Annotated in this window: 24 protein-coding genes; 21 read left to right on the top strand and 3 right to left on the bottom strand. The window is 59.9% G+C overall.

The genetic code is table 11. The annotated features are described in order from the left end of the window. Positions 1-39 precede the first annotated feature (39 nt). The 3 genes from inhA (at position 40) to VY732_RS09720 (ending at position 3,414) form a co-directional block, all read left to right on the top strand. Positions 40-726, top strand: coding sequence for an isonitrile hydratase (inhA, locus tag VY732_RS09730; protein ID WP_123592799.1), 687 nt, complete (start codon positions 40-42; stop codon positions 724-726). Between the two features lie 228 nt (positions 727-954). Next, the gene (locus VY732_RS09725; RefSeq protein WP_077571872.1) at positions 955-1,746 is read left to right on the top strand and encodes a CPBP family intramembrane glutamic endopeptidase; all 792 of its coding nucleotides are present in this window, start codon (positions 955-957) and stop codon (positions 1,744-1,746) included. A 102-nt stretch (positions 1,747-1,848) separates the two neighbouring features. Continuing rightward, on the top strand, positions 1,849-3,414 hold the full coding sequence (locus VY732_RS09720; RefSeq protein WP_137218046.1) for a methyl-accepting chemotaxis protein: 1,566 nt from the start codon (positions 1,849-1,851) through the stop codon (positions 3,412-3,414). A gap of 257 nt (positions 3,415-3,671) precedes the next feature. Here the strand turns inward: VY732_RS09720 and VY732_RS09715 are convergent, their stop codons facing one another. Then, positions 3,672-4,037, bottom strand: coding sequence for a DUF6124 family protein (locus VY732_RS09715; RefSeq protein ID WP_331695273.1), 366 nt, complete (start codon positions 4,035-4,037; stop codon positions 3,672-3,674). 1,484 nt (positions 4,038-5,521) lie between these two features. Next, positions 5,522-6,211: an alpha/beta family hydrolase gene (locus tag VY732_RS09710; RefSeq protein ID WP_331695272.1), complete on the bottom strand. Its 690-nt coding sequence runs from the start codon at positions 6,209-6,211 to the stop codon at positions 5,522-5,524. Positions 6,212-6,306: 95 nt separating this feature from the next. Here VY732_RS09710 and ccoN (VY732_RS09705) point away from each other — a divergent pair, with 95 nt between their 5' ends. The 16 genes from ccoN (VY732_RS09705) to hemN all read left to right on the top strand — a co-directional run bounded on the left by ccoN (VY732_RS09705) (position 6,307) and on the right by hemN (position 21,910). Continuing rightward, positions 6,307-7,731 carry a cytochrome-c oxidase, cbb3-type subunit I gene (gene ccoN / locus VY732_RS09705; protein WP_008082029.1) on the top strand — a complete coding sequence of 475 codons (1,425 nt, stop codon included), beginning with the start codon at positions 6,307-6,309 and terminating at the stop codon, positions 7,729-7,731. A gap of 10 nt (positions 7,732-7,741) precedes the next feature. Then, the gene (ccoO, locus tag VY732_RS09700) at positions 7,742-8,350 is read left to right on the top strand and encodes a cytochrome-c oxidase, cbb3-type subunit II (RefSeq protein WP_077571868.1); all 609 of its coding nucleotides are present in this window, start codon (positions 7,742-7,744) and stop codon (positions 8,348-8,350) included. 5 nt (positions 8,351-8,355) lie between these two features. Next, the gene (locus VY732_RS09695; protein WP_116032266.1) at positions 8,356-8,553 is read left to right on the top strand and encodes a cbb3-type cytochrome oxidase subunit 3; all 198 of its coding nucleotides are present in this window, start codon (positions 8,356-8,358) and stop codon (positions 8,551-8,553) included. Further along, positions 8,550-9,503, top strand: a complete 954-nt coding sequence (gene ccoP, locus VY732_RS09690) for a cytochrome-c oxidase, cbb3-type subunit III (RefSeq protein WP_116032124.1) — start codon at positions 8,550-8,552, stop codon at positions 9,501-9,503. Before VY732_RS09695 ends, ccoP (VY732_RS09690) begins: the two co-directional genes overlap by 4 nt. A 482-nt stretch (positions 9,504-9,985) precedes the next feature. Then, on the top strand, positions 9,986-11,428 hold the full coding sequence (gene ccoN / locus VY732_RS09685) for a cytochrome-c oxidase, cbb3-type subunit I (protein ID WP_034152833.1): 1,443 nt from the start codon (positions 9,986-9,988) through the stop codon (positions 11,426-11,428). Continuing rightward, complete coding sequence (ccoO, locus tag VY732_RS09680) at positions 11,428-12,036, top strand: cytochrome-c oxidase, cbb3-type subunit II (protein ID WP_064391307.1); 609 nt, start codon at positions 11,428-11,430, stop codon at positions 12,034-12,036. Before ccoN (VY732_RS09685) ends, ccoO (VY732_RS09680) begins: the two co-directional genes overlap by 1 nt. Positions 12,037-12,041: 5 nt before the next feature. Continuing rightward, positions 12,042-12,227: a CcoQ/FixQ family Cbb3-type cytochrome c oxidase assembly chaperone gene (locus VY732_RS09675; protein ID WP_003175465.1), complete on the top strand. Its 186-nt coding sequence runs from the start codon at positions 12,042-12,044 to the stop codon at positions 12,225-12,227. Then, positions 12,224-13,207, top strand: a complete 984-nt coding sequence (ccoP, locus tag VY732_RS09670) for a cytochrome-c oxidase, cbb3-type subunit III (protein WP_007917163.1) — start codon at positions 12,224-12,226, stop codon at positions 13,205-13,207. The genes VY732_RS09675 and ccoP (VY732_RS09670) overlap by 4 nt, the downstream gene beginning before the upstream one ends. Before the next feature lie 531 nt (positions 13,208-13,738). Then, positions 13,739-13,993 carry a type II toxin-antitoxin system Phd/YefM family antitoxin gene (locus VY732_RS09665; protein WP_077571864.1) on the top strand — a complete coding sequence of 85 codons (255 nt, stop codon included), beginning with the start codon at positions 13,739-13,741 and terminating at the stop codon, positions 13,991-13,993. After that, entirely contained in the window at positions 13,993-14,412 is a 420-nt protein-coding gene (locus VY732_RS09660) for a type II toxin-antitoxin system VapC family toxin (RefSeq protein ID WP_331695271.1), read from the top strand. Before VY732_RS09665 ends, VY732_RS09660 begins: the two co-directional genes overlap by 1 nt. Before the next feature lie 306 nt (positions 14,413-14,718). Then, positions 14,719-16,134: a cytochrome c oxidase accessory protein CcoG gene (gene ccoG, locus VY732_RS09655; RefSeq protein WP_077571861.1), complete on the top strand. Its 1,416-nt coding sequence runs from the start codon at positions 14,719-14,721 to the stop codon at positions 16,132-16,134. 11 nt (positions 16,135-16,145) lie between these two features. Further along, a complete protein-coding gene (locus VY732_RS09650; RefSeq protein WP_331695270.1) occupies positions 16,146-16,685 on the top strand; it encodes a FixH family protein in 540 nt (179 codons plus the stop codon). 278 nt (positions 16,686-16,963) lie between these two features. After that, positions 16,964-19,414, top strand: a complete 2,451-nt coding sequence (locus VY732_RS09645; RefSeq protein ID WP_331695269.1) for a heavy metal translocating P-type ATPase — start codon at positions 16,964-16,966, stop codon at positions 19,412-19,414. Between the two features lie 24 nt (positions 19,415-19,438). After that, positions 19,439-19,651, top strand: coding sequence for a cbb3-type cytochrome oxidase assembly protein CcoS (gene ccoS / locus VY732_RS09640; RefSeq protein ID WP_123592790.1), 213 nt, complete (start codon positions 19,439-19,441; stop codon positions 19,649-19,651). Further along, on the top strand, positions 19,644-20,327 hold the full coding sequence (locus tag VY732_RS09635) for a sulfite exporter TauE/SafE family protein (protein WP_210553588.1): 684 nt from the start codon (positions 19,644-19,646) through the stop codon (positions 20,325-20,327). The genes ccoS and VY732_RS09635 overlap by 8 nt, the downstream gene beginning before the upstream one ends. Before the next feature lie 200 nt (positions 20,328-20,527). Beyond that, on the top strand, positions 20,528-21,910 hold the full coding sequence (hemN, locus tag VY732_RS09630) for an oxygen-independent coproporphyrinogen III oxidase (protein WP_116032151.1): 1,383 nt from the start codon (positions 20,528-20,530) through the stop codon (positions 21,908-21,910). Here the strand turns inward: hemN and VY732_RS09625 are convergent. After that, positions 21,907-22,389 (bottom strand): hypothetical protein, encoded by a 483-nt coding sequence (locus VY732_RS09625; protein WP_077571855.1) that lies wholly within the window; start codon positions 22,387-22,389, stop codon positions 21,907-21,909. The genes hemN and VY732_RS09625 overlap by 4 nt on opposite strands. Positions 22,390-22,543: 154 nt before the next feature. On the opposite strand from VY732_RS09625, the gene fnr reads away from it, so the two are divergent. Continuing rightward, positions 22,544-23,278, top strand: coding sequence for a fumarate/nitrate reduction transcriptional regulator Fnr (gene fnr / locus VY732_RS09620; protein WP_003223347.1), 735 nt, complete (start codon positions 22,544-22,546; stop codon positions 23,276-23,278). Positions 23,279-23,356: 78 nt separating this feature from the next. Then, complete coding sequence (locus VY732_RS09615) at positions 23,357-23,905, top strand: adenine phosphoribosyltransferase (RefSeq protein ID WP_064116891.1); 549 nt, start codon at positions 23,357-23,359, stop codon at positions 23,903-23,905. Positions 23,906-23,969 lie beyond the last annotated feature (64 nt).

Raw genomic sequence — 23,969 nt, 5'->3', positions numbered from 1 at the left:
ACAGTGAAGCCGTCCACCCCTTTTCATGGAGCAAGAATGATGACGCTGCAGATCGGTTTTCTGTTGTTTCCGCAGGTTCAGCAACTCGACCTGACCGGGCCTTATGACGTGCTCGCCTCGCTGCCGGGTGTGCAGGTGCATTTGATCTGGAAGGATCTGATGCCGGTCACCGCCAGCACTGGTCTGTTGTTGAAACCGACCACGACGTTCGAGGATTGCCCGTGTCTGGATGTGATCTGCATTCCCGGTGGCGGCGGTGTCGGGCCGTTGATGGAAGACGCGCAGACGCTGGACTTCATCAAACGCCAGGCCCTTCAGGCGAAGTATGTGACCTCAGTGTGCACCGGCTCGTTGGTCCTCGGCGCGGCGGGCCTGCTGCAAGGCAAACGCGCGACCACGCATTGGGCGTATCACGATTTGCTGCCGACACTGGGCGCGATTGCGGTGAAGGATCGGGTGGTGCGTGACGGTAATCTTTTTACCGGCGGTGGGATTACGGCGGGGATTGATTTTGCCTTGGTCTTGGCTGAAGAGTTGGTGGGTGCCGACGCGGCGCAACTGATCCAGTTGCAATTGGAATACGCGCCGGCGCCGCCCTTCAACGCGGGCAGCCCGGAGACTGCGCCGGGGGCGATTGTCGATGAGGCACGTTTGCGGGCGGCGCCATCGCTGAAGCTGCGCACGGAAATCACCGAGCGTGCGGCGGCGAAACTCAATCTGCACTGATCCCAAGCCAAACGCAAAACCCTGTAGGAGTGAGCCTGCTCGCGATAGCGGTGTGTCATTCAACGCAGATGTTGGCTGATCCACCGCTATCGCGAGCAGGCTCACTCCTACAGTTGATCGGGTTACCAAGGATATTTTGGTTGTCCCCGATCACCGCCACACCTTCACTTGTCCCAACGCCCCCACCCGTGTAGAAAGCCCCTCCACACATTTGCACAGGGACTTTCGATGAAGGCTTTGCCATGGCTCTATCTGGCACTTCTCAGCCTCGGTTATGGATGGGCGCTGAGCTACGGCCACCTCGGCTGGCTGGCTTTGATTTCCGTTGGATTGCTTGTGTTTGCAGGCTTTGCCGTGCGCCAGCAACAGGTGCCGGTCGCGCGTTTTCTCGGCCATGGCCTGTTCATCGTGCTGGCTTTGGCGCTGGCGTTGCACTGGCTGCCGGGCTTCGCCAACGGTCGCGCCATCGATCCGCAACGCTTCACCGATGACGCCGTACCGTTCTCGATGTACCTGAATCTGGATAAACCGCTGATTGGTTTCTGGCTATTGCTGGTCTGCCCGTGGATTGTCGGGCGACGGTCGTTGCGCCTGAGCGTGTACGCCACCGCTCTCGCCCTGACGCTGAGCGCGGTTCTGGCTCTCGGCGGCGCGCTGTTGCTGGGCGTAATCGCTTGGGCGCCGAAGTGGCCGGATCAGGCGTGGCTATGGGTGCTGAACAACCTGCTGCTGGTGACCTTGGTCGAAGAAGCGCTGTTTCGCGGCTATATACAGGGCGGCCTCAGCCAGCGCTTCAAACACCTGCCGTACGGCGACAACCTCGCCCTGCTGCTGGCCTCGTTGCTGTTTGGTCTGGTGCATGCCGGCGCGGGCTGGACCTGGGTGTTGCTGGCAGGGCTGGCGGGCGTCGGCTATGGTCTGGCCTACCGTTTTGGCGGGCTCGGAGCGGCGATCGCCACGCATTTCGGCTTGAACCTGCTGCATTTCGGCCTGTTCACCTATCCGATGCTCGCCGGCTGAAGCAAGCGCCGTTTTGCGACGCCGTGCTGATTATTGAAAAAAAATTTCAATAAAAAGCTGTCACCGCCGACAACCTTTCAAAGCCTTGCGGATTGAAAAACCATGCGTAACAACCAGCCCATTACACAACGCGAACGGACTTTCCCGGCTCAGCAGCGGTTGATCTCCACAACCGACGCCAAGGGCGTGATCACCTACTGCAACGACGCTTTCGTCGAAATCAGCGGGTTTTCGCGTGAGGAACTGATCCGTGCGCCGCACAACCTGGTCCGTCACCCCGACGTTCCGGCTGCGGTGTTTTCGCACATGTGGGGCACACTGAAACAAGGCTTGCCATGGATGGGCATTGTCAAGAATCGCTGCAAGACCGGTGACCATTACTGGGTTAACGCCTATGTCACACCGGTGTTCGACGGCAATCAGGTGGTCGGTTACGAGTCGGTGCGGATCAAACCCACCGCCGAACAGATCCGCCGTGCCGAAGCGCTCTACCAACGCATCAACCAAGGCAAGTCGGCGATCCCTTCCAGCGATAAATGGCTGCCGGTGCTGCAGGACTGGCTGCCGTTCATTCTGGTCAGTCAACTGAGCTTCGTGATCGGCGCGACCCTGAACTCGCACTGGGGCTTCGCCCTCGCCGCCGGTCTGTCGGTGCCGCTGGGCCTGATGGGCCTGCAATGGCAGCAACGCGGGCTCAAACGCCTGCTGCGTCTGGCCGAGCAGACCACCTCCGACCCGCTGATCGCGCAGATGTACACCGACAGCCGTGGCGCCCAGGCGCGTCTGGAAATGTCGATCCTCAGCCAGGAAGCCCGTCTGAAAACCTGCCTGACCCGTCTGCAGGACACCGCCGAGCACCTGACCGATCAGGCCAAGCAGTCCGACCGACTGGCGCACAGCAGCTCCAGCGGCCTGGAACGTCAGCGCGTGGAAACCGAACAGGTCGCCACCGCCGTCAACCAGATGGCCGCCACGACTCAGGAAGTGGCAAGCCACGTACAACGCACTGCTGACGCGACTCAGGAAGCCAATCGTCTGACCGGTCGCGGTCGTGACATCGCCGGCGAAACCCGCGAAGCCATTCAGCGTCTGTCCGTGGTTGTTGGGGAAACCGGTTTGACCGTCACCCAACTGGCCAAGGACAGCGACGAAATCGGCGGCGTGGTCGACGTGATCAAAGGCATCGCCGACCAGACCAACCTGCTGGCGCTGAACGCTGCGATTGAAGCCGCGCGTGCCGGTGAAATGGGCCGTGGATTTGCCGTGGTGGCTGACGAAGTTCGCCAACTGGCGCAACGCACCAGCGAATCCACCGGGCAGATTCACGCCTTGATCGCCAAGTTGCAGCAGACGGCTTCGAGTGCCGTGCAAACCATGGAAGCCGGGCATCGCCAGGCTGAAGAAGGTGTAGCGCGGGTGCTGGAAGCGGATCAGGCGTTGGTCGGGATCAGTGAAGCGGTGGCTAACATCACCGACATGACCACGCAGATCGCTGCGGCGACCGAAGAGCAAAGTGCGGTGGCTGAAGAGATCAGCCGCAACATCAGCAATATTTCGGAGTTGGCGGATCAGACTTCCGAGCAAGCGCATAACTCGGCGTTGCTGAGTGAAGAGCTAACGAAAACGGCGAATACGCAGTACTCGTTGGTGGAGCGGTTTAACCGCTGATTGATGTGGTGATAACAAAAAACCCGGAGAGCGAGAGCTTCCGGGTTTTTTGTTGTGTCAGTGAACACTTCCCCCTCACCCCAGCCCTCCCGAAACGTCGGACCGCCCCCAAGGGGCGAGGGGGAAAGGGAGCCGATCTCTGTGCATTTCAGAATTTGAGTTCGACTCGGTATTTCAAGTCGGTGCACCTGGCACATTCACCTCGGTCAGTCCCCTCTACCTCTGGGAGAGGGTTAGGGTGAGGGCCGGCCCAATAACTACTGAGGCAGCTTCAATTTATCCAGCAGTCGATTGACCAACAGTTCGTTGAGCATGATCACCTGTTGCAGCGCCAGCAGCGGCTTGCGTTCCGGGCCGCCGATTGAGTTGGCGATGTTACCGGCCATGGCATGGGCGTATGAAAGCGACTCGCTCGCCTCGACCAGCAGGGTTTCGTCGTCCAGCGTGGGGTCGACGAGATAGACGGGGCGAAACTTGGGCGAGTTTGGCGGGGCCGCCAGTGCTTCGGGTCGGAGGTAGTAGTCGAGGGCGCGGTCGGCTGCTTCTTTTGTCTTTTGAGACTCAAGCGCTGGGTCGTGAGGGGTTGGGTCGATGCCCGGAGGGTTTGGCGTGGCTTTGAACATAAATATCTAATTCCTGATCAAGGGCCGCGACCGTTCTCTACTAAAAGAAGGGTGGCGGCTGTGCGCAGGTTAGTAGACCGGAGGAATTAGCAAGACCGGCGCGCTCGAAAGCGCCCTGAGCACAGCCACCATTGAGTACAGGCAGATGCGCCTGACTTTATGGGACCTATGCACTTACTAAAACCATACGGGCTACTAAACCCGGCCACTGATGGGCAGTGGCAGGGAAACGATATAGCCCGCGCCATGGTCGTGTAAGCCGGCGGATTCTGGCGTACGCGTAGGTAACGGCGCAAGGTGTTGTAGGCCCCGCAGCGTAACGTGTTGTGTAATTTAAACGTGCTCACAAAATCATGTTTACGCACAGGAAATGCTGGACAGTGAGCGCTTCCAGTTCTTTATCGTGTCAGCGAAATTGCCCCTCACCCTAACCCTCTCCCAGAGGTAGAGGGGACTGAACGAGGTGTTTGGCAGAGCTACGCCGACTTGAAATGCCGAGTCGAACTCAGATTCTGAAACAGATCAAAAGCCCCTCACCCTCCCCCTCCCCCTCTCCCAGAGGTAGAGGGGACTGACCGAGGTGTTTGGGCAAGGTACGCCGACGTGAAATACCAAGTCGAACTCAGATTCTGAAACAGATCAAAAGCCCCTCACCCTAACCCTCTCCCAGAGGGAGAGGGGACTGACCGAGGTGTTTGGCAGAGCTACGCCGACGTGAAATACCGAGTCGAACTCAGATTCCGAAACAGATCAAAAGCCCCTCACCCTAGCCCTCTCCCGGAGGGAGAGGGGACTGACCGAGGTGTTTGGGAGAGTTACGCCGACGTGAAATACCGAATTGAACTCAGATTCTGAAACAGATCAAAAGCCCCCACTAACCCTCTCCCGGAGGGAGAGGGGACTGATCGAGGTGTTTGGGAGAGTTACGCCGACGTGCGATACCGCGTTGAACTCAGATCTTGAAAAGCCCACAAATCGGCTCCCTCTCCTTGGGGAGAGGGCTGGGGTGAGGGGCGAATCCACCACAAAACCAAAGCCGAACCCCCGCGCTCTTCACCACTCAATAGGCCGAGTGTCAGCTCGCCTGCTCTTGATCTTGATCCACGGGCGACGTCGGAAGGCTGAGTGGAGGGATTGATCCGGGGGTGGGAGCGCAGCGACCGTTCGACGCAGTCGAACACAGCGGGAGGAGGTGCAGCGAAGCAAACCGGAGACGCTGCGCCCGGATCGCTCCCGGAGCGAAGGAACCCCGAGCCCCAGCGAGCGGGCCGCACGTAGGAGCAAGCGTTTTTGGTTACTTTTTCGGCGTCTGGAAAAAGTGACCCGCCGTAAGGGCGGAACCCTAAGTGGCCGTTACCGCAGGAATGGATATGCACTCAGATCGAAAAATGTGTCGCGTTCAAGATTTACCCCCTCACCCCAGCCCTCTCCCCCAAGGGGGCGAGGGGGAAGGGAGCCGATCTCCATGCAGTTCAAAATCCAATTCAACTCGATCTACCCCGAAGAAACCCGCTCACACGCTCGGCGGCGCTGGCCAAATGCTGCTCATGGGTAAACCCAGAAACCTTTAATGGCTTGAGGTCATGATCGCCGGCCGCTAGCCACGCCACCTCAATACTCGGTGACAAGGTGTAAGCCTCGACCGCCTCCCGATTGCCCAGCGCATCCCGCTCGCCTTGCACAATCAACGTCCGCGTCTGCAAAGAAGCCAAATGCTCAACCCGCGGCTTCTCCGGCTTCCCCACCGCATAAAACGGATACCCCAGACACACCAGCGCATCAGCCCCCAACTCATCAGCAAGCAGACTCGCCATCCGCCCCCCCATCGACTTCCCGCCAATGGCCAAAACCCCAGCGACATGACGCCGCACTTCGCCATACACCTCACGCCAACACTCCTGCAATTTCCCCGCAGGATTCGGCGGCCGCTTAACCCCGTCCACCCGCCGCTGCGCCATATAAGGAAACTCAAACCGCAACACATTCACCCTAAGCCCGGCAAGGCGCCCAGCCATACCCGTCATCCACTCGCTATCCATCGGCGCACCAGCACCGTGAGCAAGGATCAACGTCGCCGAAGCCTCACCACTGGCGGCATCCCAAAGCCACCCATGATCCCGCACACACTGCGCCCATTGATCCCCGTCAATACTGGCCTTGTGCTGTTTGTCCATGCTTGCCTCGCTTTTAGTCTGCCTATAACTCCAGACGAAGGATTCGCCGCGTGTTTTGCGCGCACTCACTTCGGCTGAACCGTGGATGGGGAACCATGAACACTTCTATCAGTACCGCCTACAACTACAAGGTGGTCCGCCAATTCGCCATTATGACGGTGGTGTGGGGCATCGTCGGCATGGGGCTCGGGGTTTTTCTCGCGGCCCAATTGGTCTGGCCCGAACTCAACTTCAATTTGCCCTGGACCAGTTTCGGCCGTCTGCGCCCGCTGCACACCAACGCGGTGATCTTCGCGTTCGGTGGCTGTGCGCTGTTCGCCAGTTCGTTCTACTCGGTGCAACGCACCTGCCAAACCCAGTTGTTTGCACCCAAAATTGCCGCGTTCTGTTTTTGGGGCTGGCAATTGGTAATCCTGTTGGCGGCGATCAGCCTGCCACTGGGTTACACCAGTTCCAAGGAATACGCCGAGCTGGAGTGGCCGATCGATATCCTGATCACCATTGTCTGGGTCGCCTACGCCATCGTGTTCTTCGGCACGATCATGCAGCGCAAGACCAAGCACATCTATGTGGGCAACTGGTTCTTCGGCGCGTTCATCATCACCGTGGCGATTCTGCACATCGTCAACAACCTTGAGTTGCCGGTGAGTTTCACCAAGTCGTACTCGGTGTACGCCGGTGCAACCGACGCGATGGTGCAATGGTGGTACGGCCACAACGCCGTAGGCTTTTTCCTCACCGCCGGTTTCCTCGGGATGATGTACTACTTCGTGCCGAAACAGGCCGAGCGTCCGGTGTATTCGTATCGCCTGTCGATCGTGCACTTCTGGGCTCTGATCACCCTGTACATCTGGGCCGGCCCGCACCATTTGCACTACACCGCGCTGCCGGACTGGGCACAGTCGCTGGGCATGGTGATGTCGCTGATTCTGCTGGCACCGAGCTGGGGCGGCATGATCAACGGCATGATGACCCTCTCGGGCGCCTGGCATAAGTTGCGCAGCGACCCGATCCTGCGCTTCCTCGTGGTCTCGCTGGCGTTCTACGGCATGTCGACCTTCGAAGGTCCGATGATGGCGATCAAGACCGTCAACGCCCTCTCCCACTACACCGACTGGACCATCGGCCACGTTCACGCCGGCGCTCTCGGCTGGGTGGCGATGATCTCGATCGGCGCGCTGTACCACATGATCCCGAAAATCTTCGGTAAAGCGCAGATGCACAGCGTCGGTTTGATCAACGCGCACTTCTGGCTCGCGACCATCGGCACCGTGCTCTACATCGCGTCGATGTGGGTCAACGGCATCGCCCAGGGCCTGATGTGGCGCGCGGTGAACGAGGACGGCACGCTGACCTACTCCTTCGTCGAAACCCTGGTGGCCAGCCACCCAGGCTTCGTCGTGCGGCTGATTGGTGGGGCGATCTTCCTCAGCGGCATGTTCCTGATGGCTTACAACACCTGGCGCACCGTGCGGGCCTCGCAGCCTGCTGACGTCGTTGCTGCCGCGCAGATGGCCTGAGGAGTCCGCCATGAAACACGAAACGATTGAAAAGAACGTCGGCCTGTTGATGTTGCTCATGGTGTTCGCCGTGAGCATCGGCGGCCTGACCCAGATCGTCCCGCTGTTCTTCCAGGACGTCACCAACAAACCGGTGGAAGGCATGAAGCCCTACACCGCGCTGCAACTGGAAGGCCGCGACATCTACATCCGCGAAGGCTGTGTCGGTTGCCACTCGCAGATGATCCGCCCGTTCCGCGCCGAAACCGAGCGCTACGGGCACTACTCGGTGGCCGGCGAAAGCGTTTGGGATCACCCGTTCCTCTGGGGCTCGAAACGTACCGGTCCGGATCTGGCCCGGGTCGGCGCGCGTTACTCGGATGACTGGCACCGCGCGCACTTGTACAACCCGCGCAACGTCGTACCGGAATCGAAAATGCCGGCCTATCCGTGGCTGGTTACGCAAGCGGTCGACAGCAGCCACACCGAAACCAAGCTGAAGACCATGCGCACCCTCGGCGTGCCGTACACCGACGACGACATCAGCGGCGCAGTGGCCAGCCTCAAGGACAAGACCGAAATGGACGCCCTCGTCTCCTACCTGCAAGTGCTCGGCACTGCGATCAAGAGCAAGAGGTGAGCACGATGATCATTGAAATGAGTGCAGGCCTGATTCGCGGCCTCGGCACGGTCGTGGTGTTCGTCGCCTTCGTCGGTTTGACGCTTTGGGTGTTCAACCGCAAGCGCACCCCGGAATTCGCCGAAGCACGTCTGCTGCCGTTCGCCGACGAACCGCCAGCCGAAACAACCCAAGCAAATGAAACAAGGAGTACCCGGCCATGACCACCTTCTGGAGTACGTGGATCTGCGTACTGACCATCGGCAGCCTGATCGGCCTGACGTGGCTGCTGATCGGCACCCGCCGGGGCGAAACCAAGGGCAGCGTCGACCAGACCATGGGCCACAGCTTCGACGGCATCGAGGAGTACGACAACCCGCTGCCGCAGTGGTGGTTCATGCTGTTCGCCGGCACGCTGGTGTTTTCCGTGGGCTATCTGATCCTCTATCCGGGCCTGGGCAACTGGAAAGGCATTCTTCCCGGTTACGAGGATGGCTGGACCGGCGTGCACGAATGGGAAAAGGAAATGAACAAAGCTGACGCCAAATTCGGGCCGATCTTCGCCAAGTTCGCCGCCATGCCGGTGGAAGAAGTGGCGAAGGATCCGCAGGCGCTGAAAATGGGTGGCCGCTTGTTCGCCTCCAATTGCTCGGTGTGTCACGGCTCCGACGCCAAAGGCGCGTTCGGTTTCCCTAACCTCGCCGACAGCGACTGGCGCTGGGGCGGCGAGGCCGAGACCATCAAGACCACCATCATGGGTGGCCGGATGGCGGCGATGCCGGCCTGGGGCGAAGTGCTCGGCGAAGCCGGGGTGAAGAACGTGGCCGCCTATGTGCGTCACGAACTGGCCGGCCTGCCATTGCCCGCCGACAGCAAAGCTGACCTGCAGGCGGGACAGCAAGCGTTCAGCACCACTTGTGTTGCCTGTCATGGGGCAACCGGCCACGGCACTGAAGCCATGGGCGCGCCGAATCTGACGCACTCGGCCGGGTTTATCTATGGCACCAGTCTGACTCAACTCGAGCAGACCATACGCCATGGTCGTCAGGGCCACATGCCGGCGCAGAACGAGCTGTTGGGTAACGATAAAGTGCAATTGCTGGCCGCTTATGTGTACAGCCTGTCACACGGATTGAATACAGAAAAGCTGATTACTGAAGACAACAAGAAGTAAGCATTGCGTACACCTCTGCCGCACCATTCTCGGTGCGGCAGCATCCAGCCCCTTTGCGACGCATTGTCGCACCCCTTCACACCCTCGCCTTTCGGTTCCCCGGATTCGGGTCTACGCTTGCTCGATGCGGACTGGCTTGTGCCGGTTCCAGGTCAACGCTGACTGCTGTGTTCCGCGAACCGGCTGACTGATGTGGCCGCAAACGCCGGTAGATACCGGCTGTCGTGCCATTTGCCGCCCGTCACCCGAACCGAGCGTTTGAACACACCCCGTTACAAGCGACCTGAACCCCTCGCTTTTTTCGTCCGCTGCGACATTTTGTCCGAGGCCGATTTTGTCCTTACGCGGCGCATGGAAAGGCCGCAGAATCAGCGTTGGAAAGCATTGACCCAGGTCATGGCGCGTTGCAATGACCCCCTGCTCTCTGCATACTTGCGGCCGATTTTAATCCTAATAAAACACCCAAACCGTGGAACCTTAGAATGAGCACAGCAATCAGTCCGACTGCTTATAACTATAAGGTAGTCCGCCAGTTCGCCATCATGACGGTGGTCTGGGGGATCCTTGGCATGGGGCTCGGTGTCTTCATCGCCTCGCAACTGGTCTGGCCGGAGTTGAACTTCGGTCTGCCGTGGACGAGCTTTGGACGCCTGCGCCCGTTGCACACAAACCTGGTGATTTTCGCCTTCGGTGGTTGTGCACTATTTGCCACTTCCTACTATGTCGTGCAGCGAACCTGCCAGACGCGACTGATTTCCGACAGCCTCGCGGCCTTCACCTTCTGGGGCTGGCAAGCGGTGATCGTCGGCGCGATCATTACCTTGCCGCTGGGTTACACCACCACCAAGGAATACGCGGAACTGGAATGGCCGATCGCCATTTTGCTGGCCATTGTCTGGGTCACCTACGGTCTGGTGTTCTTCGGCACCATCACCAAGCGCAAAACCAAGCACATCTATGTCGGTAACTGGTTCTACGGTGCGTTCATCGTCGTCACCGCGATGCTGCACATCGTCAACCACATGTCGCTGCCAGTGAACCTGTTCAAGTCCTACTCCGCCTACTCCGGCGCGACCGACGCGATGATCCAGTGGTGGTACGGCCACAACGCGGTGGGCTTCTTCCTCACCACCGGTTTCCTCGGGATGATGTATTACTTCGTGCCGAAACAGGCCGAACGTCCGATCTACTCCTATCGCTTGTCGATCGTGCACTTCTGGGCACTGATCACCCTGTACATCTGGGCCGGCCCGCACCACTTGCACTACACCGCCCTGCCGGATTGGGCACAATCGCTGGGCATGGCAATGTCGATCATCCTTCTGGCGCCAAGCTGGGGCGGCATGATCAACGGCATGATGACCCTGTCGGGCGCCTGGCATAAGCTGCGCACCGACCCGATCCTGCGTTTCCTCGTGGTATCGCTGGCGTTCTACGGCATGTCGACCTTCGAAGGTCCGATGATGGCGATCAAGACGGTCAACTCGCTCTCGCACTACACCGACTGGACCATCGGCCACGTACACGCCGGCGCCCTCGGCTGGGTAGCGATGATCTCGATCGGCGCGATCTACCACATGATCCCGCGTTTGTTCGGCCGTGCGCAGATGCACAGCGTCGGCCTGATCAACGCGCACTTCTGGCTCGCGACCATCGGCACCGTGCTGTACATCGCGTCGATGTGGGTCAACGGCATCACTCAGGGCCTGATGTGGCGTGCAATCAACGACGACGGCACCCTCACCTACTCGTTCGTTGAAGCGCTGCAAGCCAGCCACCCGGGCTACATCGTCCGTGCCCTGGGCGGTGCTTTCTTCGCCAGCGGCATGTTCCTGATGGCTTACAACGTCTGGCGCACCGTGCGCGCCTCGAACCCGGTTGAAGCCGAAGCCGCCGCCCAGATCGCTGTCGTTGGAGCTCACTGATGAAGCATGAAGCTGTCGAGAAGAATATTGGCCTGCTGGCCTTCTTCATGGTCATCGCCGTCAGCATTGGCGGCCTGACCCAAATCGTTCCGCTGTTTTTCCAGGACGTCACCAACAAGCCGGTCGAAGGCATGAAGCCACGTTCGGCGCTGGAGCTGGAAGGCCGCGACGTTTACATCGCCAACGGTTGTGTCGGCTGCCACTCGCAGATGATCCGTCCGTTCCGTGCTGAAACCGAACGCTATGGCCACTACTCGGTCGCCGGTGAAAGCGTCTGGGATCACCCGTTCCTGTGGGGTTCCAAACGCACCGGTCCGGATCTGGCCCGTGTCGGCGGTCGTTACTCCGATGACTGGCAACGTGCGCACTTGTACAACCCGCGCAACGTGGTCCCTGAGTCGAAAATGCCGGCTTACCCGTTCCTTGTGGAAAACAAGCTCGACGGCAAAGAGACGGCCAAAAAAATGGAAGTCTTGCGCACGCTCGGCGTCCCTTACACCGACGAAGACATCGCCGGTGCACAGGATGCCGTGAAGGGCAAAACCGAAATGGACGCGCTGGTGGCCTACCTGCAAGGCCTGGGCACCATCATCAAAAGCAAACGGTGAATTAGATGGATATCGGGATGATTCGTGGCCTGGGCACCGTTGTCGTGATGGTGGCCTTCATCGGTCTGGCCTTGTGGGTGTTCAGCCCCAAGCGCAAGTCGGAGTTTGAAGACGCGACCTTGTTGCCTTTTGCGGATGATCCCGAAGCCATCAAGCACGTCGAGCAAGCTTCTAGGAGTAACAAAGAATGACTACATTCTGGAGTCTGTACGTCACAGTCCTCAGTCTCGGTACGATCTTCGCCCTGACCTGGCTGCTGCTGTCGACCCGCAAGGGCCAGCGCAGCGAACAGACGGACGAGACGGTCGGGCACTCCTTCGACGGGATCGAGGAGTACGACAACCCACTGCCTAAATGGTGGTTCATGCTGTTTGTCGGCACGATCATTTTTGCCCTGGGTTACCTGGTGCTGTACCCGGGCCTGGGCAACTGGAAAGGTCTGCTGCCGGGCTACAACTACCTCGATAACGACAAGCAGACCGCGTTCGCCAACGGCCAGACCGGCTGGACCGGCGTGCACGAGTGGGAAAAGGAAATGGCCCGTTCGGACGCCAAGTTCGGTCCGATCTTCGCCAAGTTCGCTGCCATGCCAATCGAAGAAGTCGCCAAGGATCCGCAAGCACTGAAAATGGGTGGCCGTCTGTTCGCCTCCAACTGCTCGGTGTGTCACGGTTCCGACGCCAAGGGCGCTTACGGCTTTCCTAACCTGACCGACGCCGACTGGCGCTGGGGCGGCGAGCCGGAAACCATCAAGACCACCATCATGGGCGGTCGTCACGCGGTGATGCCAGCCTGGGCTGAAGTGATTGGTGAGCAAGGCGTTGCCGACGTCGCAGCGTTTGTCGTGACCAACCTGGATGGCCGCAAGCTGCCGGAAGGCACCAAGGCTGACCCGGCCAACGGCGGCAAACTGTTCGCCGCCAACTGCGTGGCCTGCCACGGTCCGGCCGGCAAAGGCACTCCCGCCATGGGCGCGCCTGACCTGACCCACCCGGGTGCTTTCATCTACGGTTCGAGCTTCGCGCAACTGCAGCAGACCATCCGTTACGGCCGTCAGGGCCAGATGCCGGCGCAGGAACAACTGCAAGGCAACGACAAGGTTCACCTGCTGGCGGCGTATGTTTACAGCCTGTCCCACGGTGAAAAAGCACCGGAAGCGAACGCCGAGTAAGGCCATCGCTTGAAACAAAAAAAGGCCCCGCCAATATTGATTGGCGGGGCCTTTTTTCATGCTGGCATTCATGCCTTGAAACGTTTGCTCAATAGACCTGAGGAAAGCTGCCCTGTAGGTTTTTCTCACCCCGATGAGCAGCATCGGGTCAACCTTCAAGGATGAAGCCTACATGTCAAAAAATGACCAAAACACATTGCCAAAACGTTTGCAGCCCCGCCCTGTTCATCACGCAACGCCGGTAAAAACGCCTGCTGCGCCCGCTAGCTCAACACCGCCAGACACCGCTGGCCATCCGGGTAACGGTGGTGGTCTGGACGGTCTCGGCGGCGGGCGATTGCCCTGACACGGGGCAGCAAAACACAGCGAACATTTGCCCAATACCCTGCGCCCCTGCCGTTCGGCAGGGGCGCTTTCGCCGGTGCCGTTATGACAGTGATAAACCGATCGTCCGCAATCCACCTTTTCGATTGCCGCGCAAACTGCAAGGTAGTAACGTTTCTACACCCGAATCTCTGGAGGCCAAACATGATGGCCATCACGACTATTTCCAGCCGCGAATTCAACCAGGACACCAGTGCAGCCAAAAAAGCCGCGCATCGGGGTCCGGTCATCATTACCGATCGTGGCAAGCCTGCCCATGTACTGCTGAGCATCGAGGAGTACCAGAAACTGACCGGTAGCCAGACCAGCATCGTCGACCTGCTGGTCATGCCGAATGCGCCTGACATCGAATTCGAATCCGAGCGCGCCGTCATCACCCCTCGCAGCGTGGACCTGTCCTGATGTTTCTACTGGATACCAATGTCGTTTCCGAGCTGCGAAAACCCCAAGCCGACCGGCAAGTGGTGACATGGGCAAACAGCGTTGCCCCGGCCAGCCTGTATTTATCGGCCATCACCGTGCTGGAACTGGAAACCGGCATTCTGCGCATCGAACGCCGCGACCCACCGCAAGGGGGGATGCTGCGTAACTGGCTTGAGCGCCACGTCAAACCGGCATTCTCGGGAAGAATCCTCTCGGTCGATAGCGCCGTCGCCACCCGATGCGCTCAGTTGCACGTCCCTGATCGCAGCAATGAATGCGACGCCTTGATTGCCGCCACTGCGCTTGTACACGGGCTGACCCTGGTCACCCGTAATGTTGCCGACTTTCAACTCAGCGGCGTTCATCTGATCAACCCATGGATCGCTGCCAAAAGCTGATCGTAAAAAGCCCCGCCAGATTACTGATGGGGCTTTTTTGACGATGGCCAGCCCCAGCGAACTGAGCACCCCTGAGAACCCTGGATTAGCCGCCACGCCAAAACCGTCCATACTCAACAAGTCAATTGACCTGCATCAGGCTTTGCTGCATTCGCTACACCATTCAGGTTTTTTACCCAACGCGACCAAAGGTCGCACCCTTGAACCAGAGCGACCGGCGTATCATTGCGCCACTGCAACACCCCTTTTTGACCTTGGTTGGCACGTATCGACCGAGGCATTTTTCCACTGCCGTGGGATGCAATGATGAGCAACCAGATTCCGGTACACGACGTCACACCACCGAGCAAAAACGCGAACAACAGCGTTGACCTTTACGCCTCCAGAGAAAAAATCTACACCCGCGCCTTCACCGGCCTGTTCCGCAATCTGCGGATGATGGGCGGCGCGGCATTGTTCCTGCTGTATTTCGGCACGGTGTGGCTGAACTGGGGCGGTCATCAGGCCGTGTGGTGGAACCTGCCGGAGCGCAAGTTCTTCATTTTCGGCGCGACCTTCTGGCCGCAGGACTTCATCCTGCTCTCGGGCCTGTTGATCATTGCCGCGTTCGGCCTGTTCTTCATCACCGTGTATGCCGGCCGCGTCTGGTGCGGTTACACCTGCCCGCAAAGCGTGTGGACGTGGATTTTCATGTGGTGCGAGAAGGTCACCGAAGGCGACCGTAACCAGCGCATCAAGCTCGACAAGGCGCCGATGAGTGCCAACAAATTCCTGCGCAAAGCCGCCAAACACGTGATGTGGCTATTGATCGGTTTTGTCACCGGCATGACCTTTGTCGGTTATTTCTCACCGATCCGTGAACTGGTCTTTGAGTTCTTCACAGGGCAAGCCGATGGCTGGTCGTATTTCTGGGTCGGCTTCTTCACCCTCGCCACCTACGGCAACGCCGGTTGGTTGCGCGAGCAGGTGTGCATTTACATGTGTCCGTACGCACGCTTCCAGAGCGTGATGTTCGACAAGGACACGCTGATTGTTTCCTACGACCCGCGTCGCGGTGAAAGCCGTGGCCCGCGCAAGAAAGGTATTGATTACAAGGCCCAGGGCCTTGGTGATTGCATCGACTGCACCATGTGTGTTCAGGTCTGCCCGACCGGTATCGACATCCGCGACGGCCTGCAGATCGAATGCATCGGCTGCGCCGCGTGCATCGATGCCTGCGACAGCATCATGGACAAGATGGATTACCCGCGTGGCCTGATCAGCTACACCACCGAACACAACCTGTCCGGGCAGAAAACCCATAAACTGCGGCCACGCCTGATCGGCTACGCCGTGGTGTTGCTGGCGATGATCAGCCTCTTGGTCACTGCGTTCTTCATGCGTTCGCTGGTCGGTTTTGACGTCAGCAAGGACCGCGTGCTGTACCGCGAAAACGCCGAAGGCCGGATCGAAAACGTCTACAGCCTGAAGATCATGAACAAGGATCAGCGCGACCATACCTACGTGCTCGAAGCCAGCGGTTTGCCGGATCTGCGCTTGCAAGGCAAACGCGAGATCAAGGTCGCGGCCGGCGACATCGTCAGCATGCCGGTCGAGTTGTCGAGCGCGCCGGAACAACTGCCATCGAGCACCAACGAGGTGAAATTCCTCCTCAAGGATGCCGATGATGACAGCGTCCACGTTGAAGCCAAGAGCCGATTCATCGGCCCACAAATCCGTTGAGAGAACTGAACATGCCCGCAGCAAACGCCGCAAGTCCTTGGTACAAGCACCTTTGGCCATGGATCATCATCGGGATTCTGGCCTGTTCGGTGACCCTGACCCTGTCGATGGTGACCATCGCGGTGAACAACCCGGACAACCTGGTCAACGACAACTACTACGAGGCTGGCAAAGGCATCAACCGTTCGCTGGATCGTGAGCTGTTGGCGCAGAATCTGAAGATGCGTGCGGCGGTGCATCTGGATGGCATGACCGGTGAAGTTGATTTGCGTTTGAGCGGTGACAGTCAGCCAAAGAGGCTGGAATTGAATCTGATCTCGCCGACGCAGCCGGAGAAGGATCGCAAGATTGTTCTGACTCGCAGCGAGACTGAAACGGGCCGCTACATTGGGCAATTGGGCGACAAGGTTGAAGGTCGTCGATTTGTTGAACTACTCGGTAGTCAGGATGATCATGTGTGGCGCATGTTCGAAGAAGAGCTGGTCAGCCATGACAAGGATTTGCTTCTGGGTGATGAGCCGCTGCAAGGCGCCGAAGACTTGAAGAAGTAAACAACTTCAAAAGCCCCCTCACCCTAGCCCTCTCCCCCAGGAGAGGGAACTGATCTCGAGTGTTTGCACGTTTTGTGTATGACAGTGAAAATCCAGGCTCACACCGATCGGCTCCCTCTCTCTCCGGGTGAGGGAACTGATCTCGAGCGTTTGCACGTTTCGTGTATGACAGTGAAAATCCAGGCTCACACCGATCGGCTCCCTCTCCGTCTGGGAGAGGGCTGGGGTGAGGGTAAGCGGACAACTCCAATGCAAGGGCTTACCCCCTCAACGATGCCATGACTACCCCACTGCCCTGCTACCACTGCGCCCTGCCCGTCCCGTCCGGCAGCCGCTTCACCGCCGTCGTGCTCGGGGAGTCCCGCGAGTTCTGCTGCCCGGGCTGTCAGGCCGTGGCCGAAGCCATCGTCGCCGGTGGTCTGGAAAGCTATTACCAACACCGCAGCGAAGCCTCGGCCAACCCCGAAGCATTGCCGGTGCAACTGACCGACGAACTGGCGCTGTACGACCGCGCCGATGTGCAGCAACCCTTCGTTCGTCACGAAGGTGAACTGGCCGAAACCACGCTGTTGATGGAAGGCATCAGTTGCGCCGCCTGCGGCTGGCTGATCGAAAAACACCTGCGCACGTTGCCCGCCGTGGCCGAAGCACGCTTGAACCTGTCCAACCATCGTTTGCACGTGCGCTGGGCCGACGCGCAATTGCCGCTGAGCCAGATCCTCGCCGAACTGCGCCAGATCGGTTACGCCGCCCACCCGTATCAGGCCGACCGCGCCAGCGAACAACTGGCCAGCGAAAACCGCCTCGCTCTGCGTCAACTGGGCGTCGCCGGTCTGCTGTGGTTTCAGGCGATGATGGCAACCATGGCCACCTGGCCGGAATTCAACATCGACCTCAGCCCCGAGCTGCACACGATCCTGCGCTGGGTCGCGCTGTTCCTGACCACGCCGATCGTGTTCTACAGTTGCGCGCCGTTCTTCAAAGGGGCGATGCGTGATCTGCGCACGCGCCACCTGACCATGGATGTCTCGGTGTCACTGGCGATCGGCAGTGCCTACATCGCCGGGATCTGGACCTCGATCACCGGGGTTGGCGAGCTGTATTTCGACGCGGTCGGCATGTTCGCGCTGTTTCTGCTCGCCGGGCGTTATCTGGAGCGCCGTGCCCGCGAGCGAACTGCCGCCGCAACGGCGCAACTGGTCAATCTGTTGCCGGCATCGTGTCTGCGACTGGACAACAACGGCCAGAGCGAACGCATCCTGCTCAGCGAATTACGCCTCGGCGAGCGGATTCTGGTGCAGGCCGGCTCGATTCTGCCGGCGGATGGCAAAATCATCGATGGCCAGTCGAGCATTGACGAATCGCTGCTCACCGGCGAATACCTGCCGCAACCGCGCATGCCGGGCGATGCGGTCACCGCTGGCACGCTCAACGTCGAAGGCGCGTTGACCGTGGAAGTGCAGGCGCTGGGACACGACACGCGCCTGTCGGCCATCGTTCGCTTGCTCGACCGCGCCCAAGCGGAAAAACCGCGACTGGCGGAAATCGCCGACCGTGCCGCGCAATGGTTTTTGCTGTTATCGCTGATCGCGGCGGCCGCCATTGGCCTGTTGTGGTGGGAACTGGATTCGTCGCGAGCATTCTGGATTGTCCTCGCCATGCTGGTTGCCACGTGCCCGTGCGCACTGTCGCTGGCAACGCCGACCGCCCTCACCGCCGCCACCGGCACCCTGCATAAACTTGGTTTGCTGCTGACCCGTGGTCATGTGCTGGAAGGCTTGAATCAGATCGACACGGTGATCTTCGACAAGACCGGCACCCTCACCGAGGGCCGACTGGTGCTGCGCTCGATTCGCCCACTCGGCGCGCATGACAGCGATGAATGCCTGAGCCTCGCCGCCGCTTTGGAAAACCGTTCGGAACACCCGATTGCCCGCGCCTTTGGCCGTGCGCCACTGGCTGCTGAAGAGGTCCACAGCACGCCGGGGCTTGGCCTTGAAGGCTTGGTGGGCGGACAGCGTTTGCGCATTGGCCAGGCAGAATTTGTCTGCGCCCTCAGCGGCACTGCAACACCGTCGATGCCGGACGAGGCCGGCCAATGGCTGCTGCTTGGCGACACTCAAGGACCACTGGCATGGTTCGTCCTCGACGATCGCTTGCGTGATGACGCCCCGGCGCTGCTCGCCGCGTGCAAGGCGCGTGGCTGGCGGACGCTGCTCTTGTCCGGTGACAGCTCGCCGATGGTCGCCAGTGTGGCGGCAGAACTGGGCATTGACGAAGCTCGCGGCGGCCTGCGCCCGGACGACAAACTGCAAGTCTTGCAGCAACTGCACAAGGAAGGTCGCAGAGTGCTGATGCTCGGAGACGGCGTCAACGATGTGCCAGTGCTCGCGGCCGCCGACATCAGCGTGGCCATGGGTTCGGCCACCGATCTGGCGAAAACCAGTGCCGACGCCGTGCTGCTGTCCAACCGCCTCGACGCACTGGTCCAGGCTTTCACGCTGGCGCGCCGCACCCGTCGGGTAATCATCGAGAACCTGCTGTGGGCGGCGCTGTACAATGGCCTCATGTTGCCGTTCGCCGCCCTCGGCTGGATCACTCCGGTGTGGGCCGCTGTCGGCATGTCGATCAGTTCGTTGACCGTGGTGCTCAACGCGCTGCGCCTGACTCGCCTGCCGAGTCCGCCGCCCGCCAGCACCCGCTCGCAAACCCGTCCGCTGCCGGCCTGAGCCGCGCGGGCGCCTGGAGTACCGATGCCAGCTCTCTACGTGATGATCCCGGCCGCCCTGCTGATCGTGGCCATCGCCGTGTACATTTTTTTCTGGGCAGTGGACAGCGGTCAGTACGACGACCTCGACGGCCCGGCGCACAGCATCCTGTTCGATGATCAGGATCCTAACCACACCGCTGCCGTGGACGAAGCCAACGTCAGCAAACCGGACGACAAGGCCCCACCCCATGCTTGAACTGGCGCCATTGCTGGTCTCGGCATTGATCCTCGGCCTGCTCGGCGGCGGTCATTGCCTGGGCATGTGCGGCGGATTGATGGGCGCGCTGACCCTGGCGATTCCCAAGGAACAGCGCAGCCGACGCTTTCGTTTGCTGCTGGCGTATAACCTCGGGCGGATTCTCAGTTATGCCACGGCGGGATTGCTGATCGGACTGGCGGGATGGGCGGTGGCCAACAGTCCGGCGGCGCTGTTCATGCGCGTGCTGGCCGGGCTGCTGCTGATTGCCATGGGTTTGTATCTGGCCGGCTGGTGGAGCGGGCTGACGCGCATTGAAAGTCTTGGACGCGGTTTGTGGCGCTACATTCAGCCCGTCGCCAACCGCCTACTGCCGGTGTCGAGTCTGCCTCGCGCGCTGCTGCTCGGCGCGTTGTGGGGCTGGCTGCCGTGCGGACTGGTTTACAGCACGTTGCTGTGGTCAGCGAGTCAGGGCAATGCGCTGGACAGTGCGTTGTTGATGCTCGCTTTTGGCCTGGGCACCTGGCCGGTGTTGCTCGCCACGGGCCTTGCGGCTGAGCGGGTTACGGCGCTGTTGCGCAAACGCAGCGTGCGTATGACCGGTGGATTGCTGGTGATTTTGTTCGGCATCTGGACATTGCCCGGGCCGCATCAACATTGGTTGATGGGCCATTAGATCGGCGGCGCGGCCTTCGCGAGCAGGCTCGCTCCCACAGGGGATTTGTGTTGCACCACCGATCCAATGTGGGAGCGAGCCTGCTCGCGAAGAGGCCCGTACTAAAACCACACCTCTCCCCGTTGATGCAAATCAACAGCCCCATCGCCGCACCCCGATAGACTCGCTCACACTGCCAGCCTATCCGGGGGAATGCCCGCATGCTCGACGCCATTCGTTGGGACTCTGATCTGATCCGCCGCTACGACCTGGCGGGGCCGCGCTACACCTCCTATCCGACGGCCGTGCAATTTCACGGTCAGGTCGGCACCTTCGACCTGTTTCATGCTCTGCGCGACAGCCGCAAGGCTTTGCGCCCGTTGTCGCTGTACGTGCATGTGCCGTTCTGCGCGAACATTTGCTACTACTGCGCCTGCAACAAGGTCATCACCAAGGACCGAGGTCGCGCGGCGCCATATCTACAACGGCTGGAGCAGGAAATCCAGCTGATCGCCTGCCACCTCGACCCGGCACAGAAAGTCGAGCAACTGCACTTTGGTGGCGGCACGCCGACCTTTCTCAGCCACGACGAACTGCGGCAGTTGATGGCGCACCTGCGCAAGCATTTCAATCTGCTGGAGGACGACTCCGGCGACTACGGCATCGAGATCGACCCGCGCGAAGCCGACTGGTCGACGATGGGCCTGCTGCGCGAACTCGGTTTCAACCGGGTCAGCATCGGCCTGCAAGACCTCGATCCAGCGGTGCAGCGCGCGGTCAATCGCCTGCAGAGTCTGGAAGAAACCCGCGCGGTGATCGATGCCGCGCGCACCCTGCAATTTCGCTCGATCAATATCGACTTGATCTACGGCTTGCCCAAGCAGACCCCGGAAAACTTCGCCCGCACCGTCGAGGAAGTGATCAGCCTGCAACCGGACCGACTCTCGGTGTTCAACTACGCGCACCTACCGGAGCGTTTCATGCCGCAGCGGCGGATCAATGGCAATGAGTTGCCGGCGCCCGCGCAGAAACTGGAAATGCTCGAACGCACCATCGAACAGCTCACCGCCGCTGGCTATCGCTACATCGGCATGGATCACTTCGCCCTGCCCGACGATGAGCTGGCCATTGCCCAGGAAGAGGAAACCCTGCAACGCAACTTCCAGGGTTACACCACCCACGGTCATTGCGATCTGATTGGTCTGGGGGTTTCCGCGATCAGCCAGATCGGCGACCTGTACTGCCAGAACAGCAGCGATCTCAACGAGTACCAGAACACCCTCGCCGCCGCGCAACTGGCGACCAGCCGGGGCCTGGTGTGCAACGCCGATGATCGCTTGCGTCGTGCGGTGATCCAGCAACTGATCTGCAACTTCAGCCTGCAATTCGCCGAGATCGAGCAGCAGTTCAACATCGATTTTCAGGGTTACTTCGGCGCGCTGTGGCCGCAACTGCAAGGCATGGCCAGCGATGGCCTGATTGAACTGGATCGCGAGCGGATCACCGTACTGCCCGCGGGACGTTTGCTGGTGCGCTCGGTGTGCATGGTGTTCGATGCGTACCTGGAACAGCAGAACCGCCAGCGTTTTTCGCGGGTGATTTAGTTTTTCATCAGCAGCGAACCGACTTTCATATTCTGATCCGCGGTCAGACCCGACTGACCCACCACTTTCGATAATGCAAGATTGGCGGTGATCAGACCGGTATTCAACGCGGCGATGGCGCCGCGCAGTGCGGCAGTCCTGATGATCTTTTCTTCGTTGGAAAGGCGCTTGTCGGCCATGACCGCTTCGATAAGCGCCTTTTTCTCGGCGATCTGTTTCTGCAACTTGCGGATCATCTTCAGCAATTGCTGGATGTTCTCCGGCAACCCGCTGTCGTCGATGTCGCTGTTTTCACCACCAACACCGGCGGATTTTGCGATCGATGCACCGGACAGCGACACTTTGACGCCCTCGACCAAGGTCGGGGTTGCCTCTTCGGTCGACTCTGGGTCACGTGCGTTGTTTAAAGAGGTTTTAAACGTTTCCGGCATGGCCGCAACGTCGCTGCTACCGGGGCCCAGCGTGCCAATGGCGGCCATCGATTCGTTCCTTGTATGCACTTTGATACCTGTTTATCGGCTGCTGGCCCTGTGGCTTTATGGCTGTAGGGCAAAGTCGCCCCAGACTGGCCTGAATGTCCTCCCGTGGGTTACCCTTACGGCTTATGTGTGTTTTCCCACAAGGATTAAAGAAATGTCCGAGCCAGTTAAACTGCGCGCTCATAACCAGGCCCATTGCAAGGATTGCAGCCTGGCCCCTCTCTGCCTGCCACTTTCTCTGAATCTGGAAGACATGGATGCGCTGGACGAAATCGTTAAACGCGGCCGCCCGCTGAAAAAAGGCGAGTTCCTGTTCCGCCAGGGCGACACGTTCGATTCCGTTTATGCAGTACGCTCCGGCGCCCTGAAGACCTTCAGCCTGAGCGACAGCGGCGAAGAACAGCTCACCGGGTTCCACCTGCCGAGCGAACTGGTTGGTCTGTCCGGCATGGACACCGAGAAACACCCGGTGTCGGCGCAGGCACTGGAAACCACCTCGGTCTGCGAAATCCCGTTTGAACGCCTCGACGAACTGGCCCTGCAACTGCCGCAACTGCGTCGCCAGTTGATGCGCGTGATGAGCCGGGAAATCCGCGACGACCAGCAAATGATGTTGCTGCTGTCGAAAAAAACCGCGGACGAGCGCATCGCTACTTTCCTGGTCAACCTTTCCGCACGCTTCCGCGCTCGCGGCTTCTCGGCCAATCAGTTCCGCCTGAGCATGTCGCGCAATGAAATCGGCAACTACCTCGGTCTGGCGGTGGAAACCGTGTCGCGCGTGTTCACGCGCTTCCAGCAAAACGAGCTGATCGCCGCCGAGGGCAAAGAGATTCATATCCTCGACCCGATCCAGCTGTGCGCGCTGGCCGGTGGCTCACTCGAAGGTTAATGTCGATCCGCGGTTGAGCGAAGCGTTTCAGCCGCGGGTATACTGCGCCGTTTGCAGCCCTGCCAGGACACCTCGACGATGGTCTTCGACTCCTTCGACATCAAATCGCTTATCCGCCCTGTGATCGACTTCCCGAAACCGGGCGTAATCTTTCGCGACATCACTCCGCTGTTTCAATCGCCCAAGGCCCTGCGCCTGGTGATGGACAGCTTCGCCCACCGCTATGTGGAAGCCGACTTCACCCACATCGGCGCGATGGATGCCCGGGGTTTCCTGATCGGCTCGGTGCTGGCGTATCAGTTGAACAAGCCGCTGGTGCTGTTCCGCAAACAAGGCAAACTGCCGGCGGACGTATTGGCCGAAGGTTACGCGACCGAGTACGGCGAAGCGTTCCTCGAAGTGCACGCCGACAGCCTGTGTGAAGGTGATTCGGTAGTGATGTTCGATGATTTGATTGCCACGGGCGGCACGCTGATTGCGGCAGCCAACCTGATTCGCCGCATGGGCGCGCGGGTGCATGAAGCGGCGGCGATTATTGATTTGCCGGAGCTGAACGGGTCGCAGCGTCTTGAGGACATGGGCATTCCTACCTTCTGCCTGACGCAGTTTGCCCTGACTGATAAGTAAGTAGCGCCTGTCAGACCGCTTTCGCGAGCAGGCTCGCTCCCACATTGGAATGCATTCTCCTGTG

Source organism: Pseudomonas sp. ZY71 (assembly GCF_036542145.1).
Classification (GTDB): Bacteria; Pseudomonadota; Gammaproteobacteria; order Pseudomonadales; family Pseudomonadaceae; genus Aquipseudomonas; species Aquipseudomonas koreensis_A.
Note: the sequence above shows the minus strand (reverse complement) of the source record. Positions and strands in the feature narration are given on the sequence as shown.

Coding starts and splice junctions, on each gene's coding strand:
- VY732_RS09615 (WP_064116891.1), top strand. CDS start 23,357: ATGGTCTTCGACTCCTTCGACATCAAATCGCTTATCCGCCCTGTGATC.
- VY732_RS09665 (WP_077571864.1), top strand. CDS start 13,739: ATGGCCATCACGACTATTTCCAGCCGCGAATTCAACCAGGACACCAGT.
- fnr (WP_003223347.1), top strand. CDS start 22,544: ATGTCCGAGCCAGTTAAACTGCGCGCTCATAACCAGGCCCATTGCAAG.
- VY732_RS09660 (WP_331695271.1), top strand. CDS start 13,993: ATGTTTCTACTGGATACCAATGTCGTTTCCGAGCTGCGAAAACCCCAA.
- ccoN (WP_034152833.1), top strand. CDS start 9,986: ATGAGCACAGCAATCAGTCCGACTGCTTATAACTATAAGGTAGTCCGC.
- ccoS (WP_123592790.1), top strand. CDS start 19,439: ATGCCAGCTCTCTACGTGATGATCCCGGCCGCCCTGCTGATCGTGGCC.
- VY732_RS09720 (WP_137218046.1), top strand. CDS start 1,849: ATGCGTAACAACCAGCCCATTACACAACGCGAACGGACTTTCCCGGCT.
- VY732_RS09675 (WP_003175465.1), top strand. CDS start 12,042: ATGGATATCGGGATGATTCGTGGCCTGGGCACCGTTGTCGTGATGGTG.
- ccoP (WP_116032124.1), top strand. CDS start 8,550: ATGACCACCTTCTGGAGTACGTGGATCTGCGTACTGACCATCGGCAGC.
- ccoO (WP_077571868.1), top strand. CDS start 7,742: ATGAAACACGAAACGATTGAAAAGAACGTCGGCCTGTTGATGTTGCTC.
- VY732_RS09635 (WP_210553588.1), top strand. CDS start 19,644: ATGCTTGAACTGGCGCCATTGCTGGTCTCGGCATTGATCCTCGGCCTG.
- hemN (WP_116032151.1), top strand. CDS start 20,528: ATGCTCGACGCCATTCGTTGGGACTCTGATCTGATCCGCCGCTACGAC.
- VY732_RS09725 (WP_077571872.1), top strand. CDS start 955: ATGAAGGCTTTGCCATGGCTCTATCTGGCACTTCTCAGCCTCGGTTAT.
- ccoO (WP_064391307.1), top strand. CDS start 11,428: ATGAAGCATGAAGCTGTCGAGAAGAATATTGGCCTGCTGGCCTTCTTC.
- ccoN (WP_008082029.1), top strand. CDS start 6,307: ATGAACACTTCTATCAGTACCGCCTACAACTACAAGGTGGTCCGCCAA.
- ccoG (WP_077571861.1), top strand. CDS start 14,719: ATGAGCAACCAGATTCCGGTACACGACGTCACACCACCGAGCAAAAAC.
- ccoP (WP_007917163.1), top strand. CDS start 12,224: ATGACTACATTCTGGAGTCTGTACGTCACAGTCCTCAGTCTCGGTACG.
- VY732_RS09710 (WP_331695272.1), bottom strand. CDS start 6,211: ATGGACAAACAGCACAAGGCCAGTATTGACGGGGATCAATGGGCGCAG.
- VY732_RS09650 (WP_331695270.1), top strand. CDS start 16,146: ATGCCCGCAGCAAACGCCGCAAGTCCTTGGTACAAGCACCTTTGGCCA.
- VY732_RS09645 (WP_331695269.1), top strand. CDS start 16,964: ATGACTACCCCACTGCCCTGCTACCACTGCGCCCTGCCCGTCCCGTCC.
- VY732_RS09715 (WP_331695273.1), bottom strand. CDS start 4,037: ATGTTCAAAGCCACGCCAAACCCTCCGGGCATCGACCCAACCCCTCAC.
- VY732_RS09625 (WP_077571855.1), bottom strand. CDS start 22,389: ATGGCCGCCATTGGCACGCTGGGCCCCGGTAGCAGCGACGTTGCGGCC.
- inhA (WP_123592799.1), top strand. CDS start 40: ATGACGCTGCAGATCGGTTTTCTGTTGTTTCCGCAGGTTCAGCAACTC.
- VY732_RS09695 (WP_116032266.1), top strand. CDS start 8,356: ATGATCATTGAAATGAGTGCAGGCCTGATTCGCGGCCTCGGCACGGTC.